Source organism: Jeotgalibaca arthritidis (assembly GCF_011100465.1).
Classification (GTDB): Bacteria; Bacillota; Bacilli; order Lactobacillales; family Aerococcaceae; genus Jeotgalibaca; species Jeotgalibaca arthritidis.
This window is the reverse complement of record NZ_CP049740.1, coordinates 1-15,168: the sequence shown is the minus strand read 5'-3', so window position 1 is coordinate 15,168 and position 15,168 is coordinate 1. Positions and strand designations below refer to the sequence as shown.

Genomic DNA, 15,168 nt, shown 5'->3' with positions numbered 1-15,168 from the left:
ATGGGGCGTTAGCGAGTGTTAACTAATGAGAATCAACAGATCCATATCTACCATATCAATGACCTGCATTCTCATTTTGAGAACTGGCCAAAAATAAGACGATTTCTTCGCCAGAAAAAGGAAGAGCATCAGGCTAATGGAGAGAATGTATTTATCTTCGATATTGGTGATTTTCTTGACCGAGTTCATCCCTTAACCGAAACAACAAATGGTAAGGCTAATATTGAATTAATGAATCAAATTGGCTTTGATGCTGTGACAATAGGGAATAATGAAGGCATCGGTAATACAAAAGACGTTTTAAACCGGCTTTATGAGGATGCTAATTTTCCGGTTTTGTTAGCCAATTTAGTTGATCTTGAAGATAGTAAGCAACCTGATTGGGCACAAGAAAGTCTCGTTTTGTCTACACCAGAGGGCTTTAGAATCGGTCTTGTTGGTATAACAGCACCATTGTATCTCAGTTATTTACCCAATGGCTGGCAGCCTAAAGAATCGTTTGAGGTACTACCACTGTTATTACAAGAGCTGGCTCCCCAAGTAGACATGATTATTCTCTTGTCTCATATGGGAATTATTGAAGATGAACATATGGCTGAAATGTATCAAGACATTGATTTGATTTTAGGAGCTCATACTCATCATGTTTTACCAGAAGGGAAATTAATTGACAACTGTCTGTTAACTGGAGGAGGTAAGTGGGGCGCTTATATTGGTCACAGCGTTGTGACTGTATCTCCTAATCATGACGTTATTGATAAAAAGACGGAACTTATTCATTGTAATGAATTAGCAGAATGGCCTTTGGATCAAAGTGAGTTTGACCGCCTTTACCAGAAGGGGATTCAGCAATTAACCAGTCAAGTTGTAGCTGACATGCCAATTGAATTCCAGTCCGATTGGTACCATTCAACCAATCTCGTTCAATTAGGGCTTGAAGCCATTACAGAATTTGCTAGTATTGATATTGGATTATTGAATGCTGGTTTATTCTTAGACTCTCTTGCTAAAGGAGTAGTTACAAAAGCCGATCTCCACAGGATGTTACCTCACCCGATGCGCTTAATAAGGTGTAAAATGTTAGGTAAAGACTTTTGTCGGATGGTTTTCGATATGGAAGACCAACGCGACGAATTAAGAATTAAAACAGTGATGGGAATGGGATTTAGAGGAAAGGTATTTGGTGAACTCTGTTACAAAGGAATTAAAGTTGATGTCAAAATGGGAGTTATCTACTATAATGGAACAGTCATCAAAGATAACGATAACATTGAATTTGTGACAGTCGATCATTACCGCTATGTTTCCTTCTTTCCTCTGATTGAAAAGAAAGGCGAAAGTGAGTTGCTTTTTCCTCACTTTCTAAGGGATGTCGTAGGTCAATATTTAGAGAAGAATTTTCCAATTTCATATAGTAAATGAGGCGATAACGTGAGTGAGCAAAAGAAGAAAAAAGATAGTATAAAAGAGCAGTTAGATACAACATTAGAGACGCTTGCAACTCCTGAAGAGGAGGTAAAAAAAGAGGAAGAGAAAAAGCTTCCTCAAAGTCAAGTTGAATTGATAGAAGAAAACAAAGTCAAAATTGAGAACAGTATTTATACCATAGTGGTCAATCATCGTGATGCTGTACAAGCAGAAGCATTAGCAGGTCGTTATAACAGTATTTTAAATAAGTATGATTATATCGTTGGGGACTGGGGCTATGATCAACTTCGATTAAAAGGATTTTTCCATGATAGTAATCACCGAGCGGCTTTTGATAAAAAAATAAACTTTTTAGAAGATTATTTGTATGAGTTCTGTAATTTTGGTTGTGCATATTTTGTTTTAGAAAAAGATCAAGGTGATAAACCAGCGAAAAGTAAGAGCAAACGTCGGAAGAAACGACAAGTGAGAGGTAAGGTTGTTGACGAGCAACAGCAACCACAAGCAAAAAAACAAAAGAAAAATTTTGCTATTAAAAATAGCGATTCAAAACCGCAACATAACCAAAAGAAACCAAATCAGCCGAAAAAAGCTGCTCAGCCAAAGACGGCATTTAAAATTCACGAGAAAAAAGATTAAACGATAAGGGAGTGGTAACGATTAAAGCTTATAAAGGATATTTAATTGATTTGGATGGGACGATGTATAGCGGAACGCTACCAATTCCAACTGCGAAACCATTTATTGAAAATTTAGTCGCAAAAGACATACCGCATTTATTTTTAACAAATAATGCGACACGCACACCGGAAGAAGTGGCCGCTTATTTGAAAGAAATTTGTGATATAGATACAACGGCAGATCATGTTTACACCAGTGCTATCGCTGCTGTCGACTATGTGGCAAAAGAACACCCGGCGGCTAGAACCTTTATTGTTGGAGAATCGGCTCTAATTAAGGAGGCGGAGTCTAAGGGACTAGCGTTAACGGACCAAGATGCAGATGTGGTTATTCAAGCACTTGATCGAACACTGACCTATGACAAGCTCGCGACTGCGAATTTAGCAATTCGAAACGGTGCAGTTTTTATTGCCACTAATCCTGATACGAGCATTCCAACTGAAAAAGGATTTCTACCTGGAGCGGGGTCATTAACGGCCTTTTTAAAAACAAGTACACAAAAAGAACCTATCGTAATTGGTAAGCCCTATGCCTTTATTATGGATGGTGCTTTAGAACGCTTAGGTTTAGCTAAAGAAGATGTCGTTATGGTTGGTGATAATTATAATACGGATATTCTAGCGGGGATTCATTATGATATGGATACCATATTAACTTTGACCGGTTTTACAAGCCGAGAGGATCTCTCTTATATCGATGAAAAACCAACTCATATCGTCAATGACTTAACAGAGTGGGTTGTGCTCTAATGAAGAAAACAAACTTGTTTATTTTTATTGGCTCAGTGGCTATTTTTCTATTTATTTTATCCTTTGCCATTGCTTTTACGATTAATTTTACACCCTTATATGCCTTTGATATCTCTTATTTAGATATTGAGCGGGCCACCGGTCTTTCTAAGGATGTCATTATGACTAATTATCGTATCCTTTTAGATTATTTGAATTTTCCATGGGTATCTGAATTGAATATGCCAAATTTTCCATCATCTGAAAGTGGACTCTTTCATTTTTATGAAGTGAAACGTTTATTTTTACTCGACTACACTATTATGATTATAACAGCCCTTTACAGCATATTTTTTATCAAACGTATCAAAAAAGAGGGAATGAGATGGCGGTTAATTTTACCGACTAAAATCATGATGGTTTTACCTGTGGTTGTTTTAGTGTTTATTTCTTTAAATTTCTCAACACTATTTACTACTTTTCATGAACTATTCTTTAATAACGATGCCTGGTTATTCGATTGGCGAACAGATCCTATCATTCTCGCTTTGCCACAGCAGTTCTTCATGCATTGTTTTATAGCTGTCTTTCTTATCTTGGAAATTGGACTAGTGTTTGTTCATTTTTGGGCCAAGTCAGCAAACAAAAAACACCGTTCTGTTTAGGAACGGTGTTTTTGTTATTTCATAATGTCACTCTTATTGGGATCGTCATGAGCGATACGACTTGCTGCAGCTGCAGCAATGGCACCGACAATATCATCTAAAAAGGTATGACAATGCTCATCAGTTTTATCGTTTAGAGTGCTTAAGATGCCGGGTTTAACTTTATCGATGTAGCCATAGTTAGTAAAGCCTATAGAGCCATAAACATTAACAATAGATAGGGCGAGGATTTCGTCAATGCCGTATAGCCCTTCATCATTAATTAAAATGTCCTGAAGTGGTTGAGATAAAATACCTTTTTCAGCTAGAACATCAAGCTCGATACCTGTAATAACAGCATTTTGAACTTCACGTTTTGTTAGAACCGACTGAACATTTTCCCTACATAAATCAATTGATATGTCCTCTACATAATCTTTTTGAAGAAATAATACTAATTCTGCTATGTCATCTAGTTCCACACCACGCTCACTTAATAATAACAGAGCACGTTGATGTAATTCGCTACCGCTTTTTACCATATCGATCTCTCCTTCATAGTTAGAATAAACTGGTTGAATGCATCGGTTGAACCCGATTGTTAGGGTTAATATAGGCCATGGCATTATTAACAGCAGTAGGCGCTTCACCAAACCCTGTTGCAATAAGTTTAACTTTACCATCGTATGTACAAATATCACCGACAGCATAAATACCTGAGATGGACGTTTCCATTTTAGTGTTGACCACAATCGAATTTCCTTTGACCTCATAACCCCATTTTTTTAATCCCCCAATTGAAGAAGAGAAGCCGTAATTAATTAAGAAATCGTCCACTTCAATCTCTTGAGTATTATCTTTTCTTGATTCTTGTAGCACGACACTGGATAAGGTTTGTCCGTCTCCTTTTATTTCGATGGGAACAAAAGGTGTTACAATTTCAACTGAAGATTTTGATAATAAGTGAATACTGTGTTCTTGTGCACGGAATTGCGGACGACGATGGATGAGGTAGACTTTTTTAGCAATTGGTTCAAGTGTTAAAGCCCAGTCAACTGCTGAATCACCACCACCGCAGATAGCGACTACTTTATCTCGGAAACCTTCTATATTGTTAACGAAATAATGAAGGTTAGCATCTTCGTATTGGTCTGCATGGTTAATTTCAAGTTTGCGGGGGCGGAATGCGCCATTCCCGGCAGTAATAATAATTGCTTTTGTATAATGTTTTTGTTTTGAAGTTTGGATTTCGATAATCCCATCTTCATCCTTGTGGAAGTCAAAGGCTTCTTCATTACAATGGATCGTTGTATCGAAGCGACTCATTTGCTCTTTCAAGTTCTTAATTAAGTCTTCTCCAGTAATTTCTGGCAGACCAGCGATGTCATATATTTTCTTTTCGGCGTAAAGCATCCCTGGCTGACCGCCAATTTGAGGGAGCGCTTCAATAATTTTTACTTTTGCTTGTCTAAGTCCAGCATAAAAGGCTGTAAACATTCCAACCGGACCGCCACCTATAATCGTTAAATCAAAAATCTCTTTTTCACTAGTCAAAATAAAACCTCCAAAATCTATCAATTAACCTAGGCGAACGTAAATCATATTTACAACAAAAGTCACAGCAACTCCTGTTAGTAAACCAACAAAGACTTCCAACGGTTTATGTCCAAGGTACTTCTTCAAAATCATTTTTGTATCATGAATGGGCTCTTTAACATAACCGTGCTCCTGTTGATTCGAAAGGTTTCGGATTTCCTTAATCATCTGAACAAGAACAAGTCCTTGTTCACCACTTTGTCTTCTAACCCCCATAGAGTCAAACATAACAATCACGCCAAAGGTTGTTGCAATCGCCACATAACCAGAAGAATACCCATATTCTAAAATTAAAGCAGTAATGAGTGCCGTTACGCCAGCCGAGTGTGAGCTAGGCATGCCGCCTGTTGTTGTGACAATAGAAACAGATGTTTTACTGTCTTTCAGTAACAAGGCGATGGGATATTTGATTGCTTGGGTAAAGATAATAGCTATTAAAGAACATATTAAAGGGAAATTATTAAATAGTATCATTTTATAAGCATCCTTCTCTAGTAATGAAATATAGGTATATGATAACACGAAAGCTTTTAACTGACACAATAAAAATGACAGAAGATGTGGAATGACTTTCATACAATGTGATAGAATGGTAATTAAAGGGGAGAAATAATGAATTTATATCCACAATTGCAAGAATCAATTGAGAATGAAAAAACAGTCATCATGAAAACAACAAAAGGTGACATTGAATTAAGACTATTTCCAGAGCATGCACCTAAAGCAGTTGAGAACTTTTTAGGACTAGCTGAGAAAGGTTATTACGATGGCGTAATTTTCCACCGTGTTATTAGCGACTTCATGATCCAAGGTGGTGACCCAACAGGAACAGGTATGGGTGGTGAAAGTATTTGGGGACAATCTTTTGAAGATGAGTTCTCAATGGATTTGTTTAACTTGCATGGTGCTTTATCAATGGCTAATGCTGGTGCAAATACAAACGGTAGCCAATTCTTTATCGTGACTAGTAAACATGTTCAAGAAAATATGTTAGGTCAACTGAAAGATGGCGGCTGGCCAGAAGAAATCGTTGAAAATTACCGTGAAAATGGTGGAACACCTTGGTTAGATCATCGCCACACTGTTTTTGGACAAGTGAAAGCTGGTATGGATGTTGTTTATGCTATCGAAGGTGTCGCTAAAGGAGCAAACGATAAGCCTGTAGAAGATGTTGTCATTTTAGGTATTGAACTATAATGAGTCTTACTATTTCAACTCAATGATAGGGCGATATCAGTCTGTCATTTTCTCCTAAAATCATGCTATAATGAATGTATATATGAAAAAGGAGAGTAACATCACTATGGACTATAAAATAGGGGATATTATTAAGGGAAAAGTAACAGGTATCCAGACATATGGTATCTTTGTTGCTCTTGATAAAAATACCCAAGGACTTATTCATATTTCGGAATGCAAACATGGGTTTGTAACGGATTTAGATACAATGATTCAAGTGGACGACGACGTTGAGGCGAAAATCATTGATATTGATGAGTACACTAAAAAAATAAGTCTTTCCTTACGTGCGATGGAAACACTGATTGCACCGACACAGCCGCAACGTAAGAAACAAAGACGAAGACGGCATACACCTCAAATTGGATTTAAAACCCTACAAGATAAAATGCCGAAATGGATAGAAGAAGCGAAGCTTGATGAGAAAAATAGATTATCGAATATGAATGATAACCAATAGATTTGATGGAAGTGAGATGAACAGGCATGACAGAGAGCAAACGTGTTGCTGGAACGATTATGGTAACCAACCAGCAAGGCGAAACATTTTTTCTAGTTAAAGACAACGATGGTGTTTCTTCATTTATTTATGAACGAATTGAGGAAACAGAGAAACTTCCCATGGGTATTATTATGGAAACCTTGCTAGAGTTTGTAACGGTTGATTCAGAATCAATTCGATTGATGGATTTGACTAACATAAAAGGGCAAGATAAAACATCACCGTTGTTCGTCTTTGATTTAGTTGAAAGGCCTGAAGATGAAATGACGCTCTTAAATCAATCGGGATTGGTGACATGGCGAAGAACGAAAGACTTAACAGAACTGTTAAGCGAATGTGATTCAAATATTGTTCCAATGTATAAAAGTTAATTGCAATAACTTATAAATGTATAAATGGATGGAGGAAGTAAAAGAATGGCACATATTCAATTTGATTATTCAAAAGCATTGAAATTCTTCGGTCAACATGAAGTTGATTATTTACAAGATCAAGTAACAACTGCTGATAAAGCATTAAGAGAAGGTACAGGTGCAGGTAACGACTTTACTGGTTGGATTGAGTGGCCTGAAAAATACGACAAAGCAGAATTTGATCGTATTAAAGCTGCAGCTAAAAAGATTCAAGACGACTCAGAAGTGTTAGTTGTTATCGGTATTGGTGGTTCATACTTAGGCGCTCGCGCTGCAATTGATTTCTTAAACCATACATTCTACAACGTGCAAAATACAGCTGATCGTAAAACACCTCAAATCTTCTTTGCAGGTAATAGCATTAGCTCTACTTATCTAGCAGATCTTATTGAAGTTATTGGTGATCGTGATTTTTCTGTTAATATGATTTCTAAATCAGGTACTACAACTGAGCCTGCTATCGCTTTCCGTGTATTTAAAGAATTACTAATTAAGAAATATGGTAAAGAAGAAGCTGTTAAACGTATTTACTCAACAACAGACCGAGCAAAAGGTGCGGCTAAACACGAAGCAGATGTAGAAGGTTATGAAACATTCGTTATTCCTGATGACATCGGTGGACGTTTCACAGTTTTAACAGCAGTAGGATTACTTCCAATTGCAGTTAGCGGAGCGGATATTGATGCAATGATGGAAGGTGCACGTGATGCTCAAGAAGCATACTCAAACCCAGATTTGAAAGAAAACGGTGCATACCAATACGCTGCGATTCGTAACTTGTTATACCGTAAAGGGAAAGTAACAGAGTTATTAATTAACTACGAGCCAAGTATGCAATACTTCTCAGAATGGTGGAAACAGTTATTTGGAGAATCAGAAGGAAAAGACTTGAAAGGTATTTACCCATCAAGTGCTAACTTCTCAACTGACTTACATTCATTAGGTCAATATATCCAAGAAGGGCAACGTAACATTTTCGAAACTGTTATTAAAGTAGAGAATGCTCGTAAAAACATTACGATTCCTACTTTAGAAGAAGATTTAGATGGACTTAAGTATTTAGAAGGAAAAGAAATTGATTTTGTAAATACAAAAGCATACCAAGGAACACTATTAGCTCATACTGATGGTGATGTTCCTAACTTACTTCTAACAATTCCTGAACAAAACGCTTATACGCTAGGATATATGATTTACTTCTTTGAAATTGCTGTAGGTATTTCTGGTTACTTGAATGGTGTTAATCCATTTGATCAACCAGGAGTAGAAGCTTACAAGAAAAATATGTTCGCGCTATTAGGTAAACCTGGATTTGAAGAGTTAGCTAAAGAATTAAACGAACGTCTATAATAGAATGAAGAGGAACATATCCGCTTATAAGGAAGCGGATATGTTTTTTATTTTAATCACTTTTAGAATTGACAAGGCTTTCATTATTGTGATATAGTGTTTCTTACAGGGAGTTAAGAAAAAAAGAAAGAAAATCGTTGACAACTATTTTACTTTCGTGTTACTATTTTCAAGTCGCTTCGAGAGCTTATCAAACAAGCGATAAAAAACTTTTTAAAAAAGTTTTTAAAAACTGTTGACACATAATTAACACCGTGTTAATATATAGAAGTTGTCACGACACGAACTTAACGTAACACGTGATAGCGGATTTGACCTTTGAAAACTGAACAAAGAATGAACGAACCAAACGTGCAGGGTAATTCTTATTTATAAGAATTACACAACGAATCGCGATAGTAATCGCAAAAACATTAAGTCAGCAAGAAAGAGCTATTCAGCTTTTCATGTCGGGTTTCTGTACAAGAGCCCACACTTAACATGAGAGTTTGATCCTGGCTCAGGACGAACGCTGGCGGCGTGCCTAATACATGCAAGTCGTACGAATTGATTAAGGAGCTTGCTCCTTATGACGTTAGTGGCGAACGGGTGAGTAACACGTGGGTAACCTACCTTCAAGAGGGGGATAACATCCGGAAACGGGTGCTAATACCGCATAGTTTCAGCTTCCGCATGGAAGCCGAAGGAAAGACGGCCTTTGTGCTGTCACTTGGAGATGGACCCGCGGCGCATTAGTTAGTTGGTAGGGTAACGGCCTACCAAGACGATGATGCGTAGCCGACCTGAGAGGGTGATCGGCCACATTGGGACTGAGACACGGCCCAAACTCCTACGGGAGGCAGCAGTAGGGAATCTTCCGCAATGGACGAAAGTCTGACGGAGCAACGCCGCGTGAGTGAAGAAGGTTTTCGGATCGTAAAACTCTGTTGTTGGAGAAGAACAAGTAAGAGAGTAACTGCTCTTACCTTGACGGTACCCAACCAGAAAGCCACGGCTAACTACGTGCCAGCAGCCGCGGTAATACGTAGGTGGCAAGCGTTGTCCGGATTTATTGGGCGTAAAGCGAGCGCAGGCGGTTCCTTAAGTCTGATGTGAAAGCCCACGGCTCAACCGTGGAAGGTCATTGGAAACTGGGGAACTTGAATGCAGAAGAGGAGAGTGGAATTCCATGTGTAGCGGTGAAATGCGTAGATATATGGAGGAACACCAGTGGCGAAGGCGACTCTCTGGTCTGTAATTGACGCTGAGGCTCGAAAGCGTGGGGAGCAAACAGGATTAGATACCCTGGTAGTCCACGCCGTAAACGATGAGTGCTAAGTGTTGGAGGGTTTCCACCCTTCAGTGCTGCAGTTAACGCATTAAGCACTCCGCCTGGGGAGTACGGCCGCAAGGCTGAAACTCAAAGGAATTGACGGGGACCCGCACAAGCGGTGGAGCATGTGGTTTAATTCGAAGCAACGCGAAGAACCTTACCAGGTCTTGACATCCCTTGACACTCCTAGAGATAGGACGTTCCCTTCGGGGACAAGGTGACAGGTGGTGCATGGTTGTCGTCAGCTCGTGTCGTGAGATGTTGGGTTAAGTCCCGCAACGAGCGCAACCCCTATTGTTAGTTGCCAGCATTCAGTTGGGCACTCTAATAAGACTGCCGGTGACAAACCGGAGGAAGGTGGGGATGACGTCAAATCATCATGCCCCTTATGACCTGGGCTACACACGTGCTACAATGGATGGTACAACGAGCAGCAAACCCGCGAGGGCAAGCGAATCTCTTAAAGCCATTCTCAGTTCGGATTGCAGGCTGCAACTCGCCTGCATGAAGCCGGAATCGCTAGTAATCGCGGATCAGAACGCCGCGGTGAATACGTTCCCGGGTCTTGTACACACCGCCCGTCACACCACGAGAGTTTGTAACACCCGAAGTCGGTGGGGTAACCCTTATGGGAGCCAGCCGCCTAAGGTGGGATAGATGATTGGGGTGAAGTCGTAACAAGGTAGCCGTATCGGAAGGTGCGGCTGGATCACCTCCTTTCTAAGGAAATTATATGGAACCTGCCGATGTTCACATTCTTGTTCAGTTTTGAGAGGTTAACTCTCAAACCAATTGTTCCTTGAAAACTGAATAGTATAACATGAAATATAAAGTAAGAAACCAAAACATTTTACCGCGTTACACGTTGAACAGTTTTTTAACGAAAACAGTTTGATAGTAAAGGCCAGCAATGGCTGAAACTTGACCATAGGTTAAGTGAATAAGGGCGCACGGTGGATGCCTAGGCACTAGGAGCCGATGAAGGACGGGACTAACTCCGATATGCTCCGGGGAGCTGTAAGTAAGCTATGATCCGGAGATTTCCGAATGGGGAAACCCAATATCTTTGATAGGATATTACAAACACGTGAATACATAGCGTGTTTGAGGTACACGCAGGGAACTGAAACATCTCATTACCTGCAGGAAGAGAAAGAAAATTCGATTCCCTGAGTAGCGGCGAGCGAAACGGGAAAAGCCCAAACCAAAGAGCTTGCTCTTTGGGGTTGTAGGACTGGGACGTGAGACTGTAATGGATAGCAGAAGCTGGCTGGAAAGCCACGCGAAACAGGGTAAAAGCCCCGTATGCGAAATCTAAAGCAGCTCTACCAGTATCCTGAGTACGGCGGAACACGAGAAATTCCGTCGGAATCCGGGAGGACCATCTCCCAAGGCTAAATACTCCCTAGTGACCGATAGTGAACCAGTACCGTGAGGGAAAGGTGAAAAGCACCCCGGAAGGGGAGTGAAATAGTACCTGAAACCGTGTGCTTACAAGTAGTCAGAGCCCGTTAATGGGTGATGGCGTACCTTTTGTAGAATGGACCGGCGAGTTACGATCCCATGCGAGGTTAAGTTGAAAAGACGGAGCCGCAGCGAAAGCGAGTCTGAATAGGGCGAATGAGTATGTGGTCGTAGACCCGAAACCAGGTGACCTACCCATGTCCAGGTTGAAGGTGCGGTAATACGCACTGGAGGACCGAACCCACGCACGTTGAAAAGTGCGGGGATGAGGTGTGGGTAGCGGAGAAATTCCAATCGAACCTGGAGATAGCTGGTTCTCTCCGAAATAGCTTTAGGGCTAGCCTCGGATAAACGAATCGTGGAGGTAGAGCACTGTTTGGACTAGGGGCCCTTCTCGGGTTACCGAATTCAGATAAACTCCGAATGCCATGGATTCAAGTCCGGGAGTCAGACTGCGAGTGATAAGATCCGTAGTCGAAAGGGAAACAACCCAGCCCACCAGCTAAGGTCCCAAAGTATCTGTTAAGTGGAAAAGGATGTGGGGTTGCACAGACAACTAGGATGTTGGCTCAGAAGCAGCCATCATTCAAAGAGTGCGTAATAGCTCACTAGTCGAGTGACCCTGCGCCGAAAATTTACCGGGGCTAAACAGATCACCGAAGCTGTGGATTCAACCAATAGGTTGAGTGGTAGGAGAGCGTTCTAAGGGCATTGAAGCTAGACCGTGAGGACTGGTGGAGCGCTTAGAAGTGAGAATGCCGGTATGAGTAGCGAAAGACGGGTGAGAATCCCGTCCACCGTATGACTAAGGTTTCCTGGGGAAGGCTCGTCCTCCCAGGGTTAGTCGGGACCTAAGCCGAGGCCGATAGGCGTAGGCGATGGACAACAGGTTGATATTCCTGTACCAGTTGTTTTTGTTTGAACGATGGAGGGACGCAGGAGGCTAAGGAAATGCGTGCGATTGGAAGAGCACGTCCAAGCAACAAGTCTTGTGGAGAGTCAAATGCTTTCTACTATACGGACAAGTTGTGATGGGGAGGGAAATTTAAGTACCGAAGTTCCTGATGTCACACTGCCAAGAAAAGCTTCTAGTTAGAAACCAACTGCCCGTACCGCAAACCGACACAGGTAGTCGAGGAGAGCATCCTAAGGTGAGCGAGCGAACTCTCGTTAAGGAACTCGGCAAAATGACCCCGTAACTTCGGGAGAAGGGGTGCTGACCGCAAGGTCAGCCGCAGTGAATAGGCCCAAGCGACTGTTTATCAAAAACACAGGTCTCTGCAAAATCGAAAGATGACGTATAGGGGCTGACGCCTGCCCGGTGCTGGAAGGTTAAGAGGAGAGGTTAGCTTCGGCGAAGCTTTGAATTGAAGCCCCAGTAAACGGCGGCCGTAACTATAACGGTCCTAAGGTAGCGAAATTCCTTGTCAGGTAAGTTCTGACCCGCACGAAAGGCGTAACGATTTGGGCACTGTCTCAACGAGAGACTCGGTGAAATTATAGTACCAGTGAAGATGCTGGTTACCCGCGACAGGACGGAAAGACCCCATGGAGCTTTACTGCAGGTTGATATTGATTGTTTCTGCTACATGTACAGGATAGGTAGGAGCCATTGAAGTCGGGACGCTAGTCTCGATGGAGGCGCCATTGGGATACTACCCTTGTAGCAGGACCACTCTAACCCGCCACCCTTATCGGGTGGGGAGACAGTGTCAGTCGGGCAGTTTGACTGGGGCGGTCGCCTCCTAAAATGTAACGGAGGCGCCCAAAGGTTCCCTCAGAATGGTTGGAAATCATTCGTAGAGTGCAAAGGCAGAAGGGAGCTTGACTGCGAGACCTACAAGTCGAGCAGGGACGAAAGTCGGGCTTAGTGATCCGGTGGTTCCGCATGGAAGGGCCATCGCTCAACGGATAAAAGCTACCCTGGGGATAACAGGCTTATCTCCCCCAAGAGTTCACATCGACGGGGAGGTTTGGCACCTCGATGTCGGCTCGTCGCATCCTGGGGCTGTAGTCGGTCCCAAGGGTTGGGCTGTTCGCCCATTAAAGCGGCACGCGAGCTGGGTTCAGAACGTCGTGAGACAGTTCGGTCCCTATCCGTCGCGGGCGTTGGAAATTTGAGAGGAGCTGTCCTTAGTACGAGAGGACCGGGATGGACACACCGCTGGTGTACCAGTTGTTCTGCCAAGGGCATTGCTGGGTAGCTATGTGTGGACGGGATAAACGCTGAAAGCATCTAAGCGTGAAGCCCCCCTCAAGATGAGATTTCCCATCATTTTAAATGAGTAAGACCCCTGAGAGACGATCAGGTAGATAGGCTAGAAGTGGAAGTGCAGCGATGTATGGAGCGGACTAGTACTAATCGGTCGAGGACTTAACCAATAATAAAACGGTAATCAAGTAAAATGGGTTTCAAACCAAAGGTTTCGTGTTAACTATTCAGTTTTGAGGGAACAACCTCAAAAGAACACTGTGGGCATAGCCCAAGTGTATCATGTCTGTAAACTGCTAAAGCAGCAACAGCCATGACAATATGTGCGGTGGCGATGGCAAGAAGGTCACACCTGTTCCCATCCCGAACACAGAAGTTAAGCTTCTTAGCGCCGATTGTAGTGAAGGGTTTCCCTTTGTGAGAGTAGGACGCTGCCGCGCATTTTTTTTATTTCGGAGGTTTAGCTCAGCTGGGAGAGCGTCTGCCTTACAAGCAGGATGTCAGCGGTTCGATCCCGTTAACCTCCATAGTCATAGTAATATGACAAAGTGAGTCACACTCACACATCAACGTAATGTTGAGTCATTAGCTCAGTTGGTAGAGCATCTGACTTTTAATCAGAGGGTCGCAGGTTCGAGCCCTGCATGACTCATTTTTTGTTTAAAAAAATGAAATAAAATGGTTATTATTTTCATAATACTATTTATATTGCCGGCTTAGCTCAGTTGGTAGAGCATCTGATTTGTAATCAGAGGGTCGAGGGTTCAAGTCCTTTAGCCGGCATTAACTGCGGAAGTAGTTCAGTGGTAGAACATCACCTTGCCAAGGTGGGGGTCGCGGGTTCGAACCCCGTCTTCCGCTTTTATTTTTTTGACAAGCACCCATAGCTCAATTGGATAGAGTACCTGACTACGAATCAGGCGGTTGCAGGTTCGACTCCTGCTGGGTGCATAAAATTACGGGAAGTAGCTCAGCTTGGTAGAGCACTTGGTTTGGGACCAAGGGGTCGCAGGTTCGAATCCTGTCTTCCCGATTTTATTTTCAACATTATGGGGGCTTAGCTCAGCTGGGAGAGCGCCTGCCTTGCACGCAGGAGGTCAGCGGTTCGATCCCGCTAGTCTCCATTCCATAATGAATTATGGTTAAAAGATTTACGGTTCCGTGGTGTAGGGGTTAACATGCCTGCCTGTCACGCAGGAGATCGCGGGTTCAAATCCCGTCGGAACCGCCATGCGGGTGTAGTTTAGTGGTAAAACTACAGCCTTCCAAGCTGTTGTCGGGAGTTCGATTCTCCTCACCCGCTTTTGGAAGTAGGGCCTATAGCTCAGCTGGTTAGAGCGCACGCCTGATAAGCGTGAGGTCGATGGTTCGAGTCCATTTAGGCCCATATTTTTAATGGGGAAGTACTCAAGTGGCTGAAGAGGCGCCCCTGCTAAGGGTGTAGGTCGGATCATACCGGCGCGAGGGTTCAAATCCCTCCTTCTCCGTTTTTAAAAGAACAAGGCCCGTTGGTCAAGCGGTTAAGACACCGCCCTTTCACGGCGGTAACACGGGTTCGAATCCCGTACGGGTCATTAGTCTAGTTAAGTCTTAGTAATT

The 15,168-nt window shown here is 42.3% G+C and carries 11 protein-coding genes, 12 tRNA genes and 3 rRNA genes; 23 read left to right on the top strand and 3 right to left on the bottom strand.

Going from position 1 to position 15,168, the window contains the following annotated elements; genetic code table 11:
* The first annotated feature begins 15 nt into the window (after positions 1-15).
* From G7057_RS00130 to G7057_RS00115, 4 genes are read left to right on the top strand one after another with little or no spacing between them, the layout of a single operon-like run.
* A complete protein-coding gene (locus tag G7057_RS00130; protein ID WP_166160494.1) occupies positions 16-1,422 on the top strand; it encodes a bifunctional metallophosphatase/5'-nucleotidase in 1,407 nt (468 codons plus the stop codon).
* Between the two features lie 9 nt (positions 1,423-1,431).
* Positions 1,432-2,067, top strand: a complete 636-nt coding sequence (locus G7057_RS00125) for a YutD family protein (RefSeq protein ID WP_166160493.1) — start codon at positions 1,432-1,434, stop codon at positions 2,065-2,067.
* Between the two features lie 11 nt (positions 2,068-2,078).
* Complete coding sequence (locus tag G7057_RS00120; RefSeq protein ID WP_227004605.1) at positions 2,079-2,858, top strand: TIGR01457 family HAD-type hydrolase; 780 nt, start codon at positions 2,079-2,081, stop codon at positions 2,856-2,858.
* Positions 2,858-3,502, top strand: coding sequence for a TIGR01906 family membrane protein (locus tag G7057_RS00115; protein WP_166160492.1), 645 nt, complete (start codon positions 2,858-2,860; stop codon positions 3,500-3,502). Before G7057_RS00120 ends, G7057_RS00115 begins: the two co-directional genes overlap by 1 nt.
* A 14-nt stretch (positions 3,503-3,516) precedes the next feature.
* On the opposite strand, the gene G7057_RS00110 is transcribed toward G7057_RS00115, so the two are convergent.
* From G7057_RS00110 to G7057_RS00100, 3 genes are read right to left on the bottom strand one after another with little or no spacing between them, the layout of a single operon-like run.
* Entirely contained in the window at positions 3,517-4,023 is a 507-nt protein-coding gene (locus G7057_RS00110) for a phosphatidylglycerophosphatase A family protein (RefSeq protein ID WP_076765771.1), read from the bottom strand.
* Positions 4,024-4,042: 19 nt separating this feature from the next.
* Complete coding sequence (locus G7057_RS00105; RefSeq protein WP_166160491.1) at positions 4,043-5,035, bottom strand: NAD(P)/FAD-dependent oxidoreductase; 993 nt, start codon at positions 5,033-5,035, stop codon at positions 4,043-4,045.
* A 24-nt stretch (positions 5,036-5,059) separates the two neighbouring features.
* Positions 5,060-5,551 carry a divergent PAP2 family protein gene (locus G7057_RS00100; protein WP_166160490.1) on the bottom strand — a complete coding sequence of 164 codons (492 nt, stop codon included), beginning with the start codon at positions 5,549-5,551 and terminating at the stop codon, positions 5,060-5,062.
* 138 nt (positions 5,552-5,689) lie between these two features.
* On the opposite strand from G7057_RS00100, the gene G7057_RS00095 reads away from it, so the two are divergent.
* The 19 genes from G7057_RS00095 (at position 5,690) to G7057_RS00005 (ending at position 15,143) form a co-directional block, all read left to right on the top strand.
* Complete coding sequence (locus G7057_RS00095; protein WP_166160489.1) at positions 5,690-6,274, top strand: peptidylprolyl isomerase; 585 nt, start codon at positions 5,690-5,692, stop codon at positions 6,272-6,274.
* Between the two features lie 106 nt (positions 6,275-6,380).
* A complete protein-coding gene (locus tag G7057_RS00090) occupies positions 6,381-6,776 on the top strand; it encodes a CvfD/Ygs/GSP13 family RNA-binding post-transcriptional regulator (RefSeq protein WP_166160488.1) in 396 nt (131 codons plus the stop codon).
* Between the two features lie 26 nt (positions 6,777-6,802).
* The gene (locus tag G7057_RS00085) at positions 6,803-7,189 is read left to right on the top strand and encodes a hypothetical protein (protein WP_166160487.1); all 387 of its coding nucleotides are present in this window, start codon (positions 6,803-6,805) and stop codon (positions 7,187-7,189) included.
* A gap of 45 nt (positions 7,190-7,234) precedes the next feature.
* Positions 7,235-8,581: a glucose-6-phosphate isomerase gene (locus G7057_RS00080; protein ID WP_076765783.1), complete on the top strand. Its 1,347-nt coding sequence runs from the start codon at positions 7,235-7,237 to the stop codon at positions 8,579-8,581.
* A 476-nt stretch (positions 8,582-9,057) separates the two neighbouring features.
* Positions 9,058-10,613 (top strand): 16S ribosomal RNA (locus G7057_RS00075).
* A gap of 210 nt (positions 10,614-10,823) precedes the next feature.
* Positions 10,824-13,739 (top strand): 23S ribosomal RNA (locus G7057_RS00070).
* 154 nt (positions 13,740-13,893) lie between these two features.
* Positions 13,894-14,009 (top strand): 5S ribosomal RNA (rrf, locus tag G7057_RS00065).
* The 16S, 23S and 5S rRNA genes sit together here with 12 tRNA genes alongside, the layout of an rRNA operon.
* Before the next feature lie 14 nt (positions 14,010-14,023).
* Positions 14,024-14,096, top strand: a tRNA-Val gene (locus G7057_RS00060).
* 52 nt (positions 14,097-14,148) lie between these two features.
* Positions 14,149-14,221, top strand: a tRNA-Lys gene (locus tag G7057_RS00055).
* 58 nt (positions 14,222-14,279) lie between these two features.
* Positions 14,280-14,352, top strand: a tRNA-Thr gene (locus G7057_RS00050).
* 6 nt (positions 14,353-14,358) lie between these two features.
* Positions 14,359-14,430, top strand: a tRNA-Gly gene (locus G7057_RS00045).
* Between the two features lie 16 nt (positions 14,431-14,446).
* Positions 14,447-14,520, top strand: a tRNA-Arg gene (locus G7057_RS00040).
* 8 nt (positions 14,521-14,528) lie between these two features.
* Positions 14,529-14,602, top strand: a tRNA-Pro gene (locus tag G7057_RS00035).
* Between the two features lie 18 nt (positions 14,603-14,620).
* Positions 14,621-14,693, top strand: a tRNA-Ala gene (locus G7057_RS00030).
* A gap of 31 nt (positions 14,694-14,724) precedes the next feature.
* Positions 14,725-14,800: transfer RNA gene (locus tag G7057_RS00025), tRNA-Asp, on the top strand.
* 1 nt (position 14,801) lies between these two features.
* A tRNA-Gly gene (locus G7057_RS00020) sits at positions 14,802-14,872 on the top strand.
* A 10-nt stretch (positions 14,873-14,882) separates the two neighbouring features.
* Positions 14,883-14,956, top strand: a tRNA-Ile gene (locus G7057_RS00015).
* 10 nt (positions 14,957-14,966) lie between these two features.
* Positions 14,967-15,056: transfer RNA gene (locus G7057_RS00010), tRNA-Ser, on the top strand.
* A 15-nt stretch (positions 15,057-15,071) separates the two neighbouring features.
* Positions 15,072-15,143, top strand: a tRNA-Glu gene (locus G7057_RS00005).
* Positions 15,144-15,168: the final 25 nt, after the last annotated feature.

Coding starts and splice junctions, on each gene's coding strand:
- G7057_RS00115 (WP_166160492.1), top strand. CDS start 2,858: ATGAAGAAAACAAACTTGTTTATTTTTATTGGCTCAGTGGCTATTTTT.
- G7057_RS00110 (WP_076765771.1), bottom strand. CDS start 4,023: ATGGTAAAAAGCGGTAGCGAATTACATCAACGTGCTCTGTTATTATTA.
- G7057_RS00100 (WP_166160490.1), bottom strand. CDS start 5,551: ATGATACTATTTAATAATTTCCCTTTAATATGTTCTTTAATAGCTATT.
- G7057_RS00095 (WP_166160489.1), top strand. CDS start 5,690: ATGAATTTATATCCACAATTGCAAGAATCAATTGAGAATGAAAAAACA.
- G7057_RS00090 (WP_166160488.1), top strand. CDS start 6,381: ATGGACTATAAAATAGGGGATATTATTAAGGGAAAAGTAACAGGTATC.
- G7057_RS00085 (WP_166160487.1), top strand. CDS start 6,803: ATGACAGAGAGCAAACGTGTTGCTGGAACGATTATGGTAACCAACCAG.
- G7057_RS00080 (WP_076765783.1), top strand. CDS start 7,235: ATGGCACATATTCAATTTGATTATTCAAAAGCATTGAAATTCTTCGGT.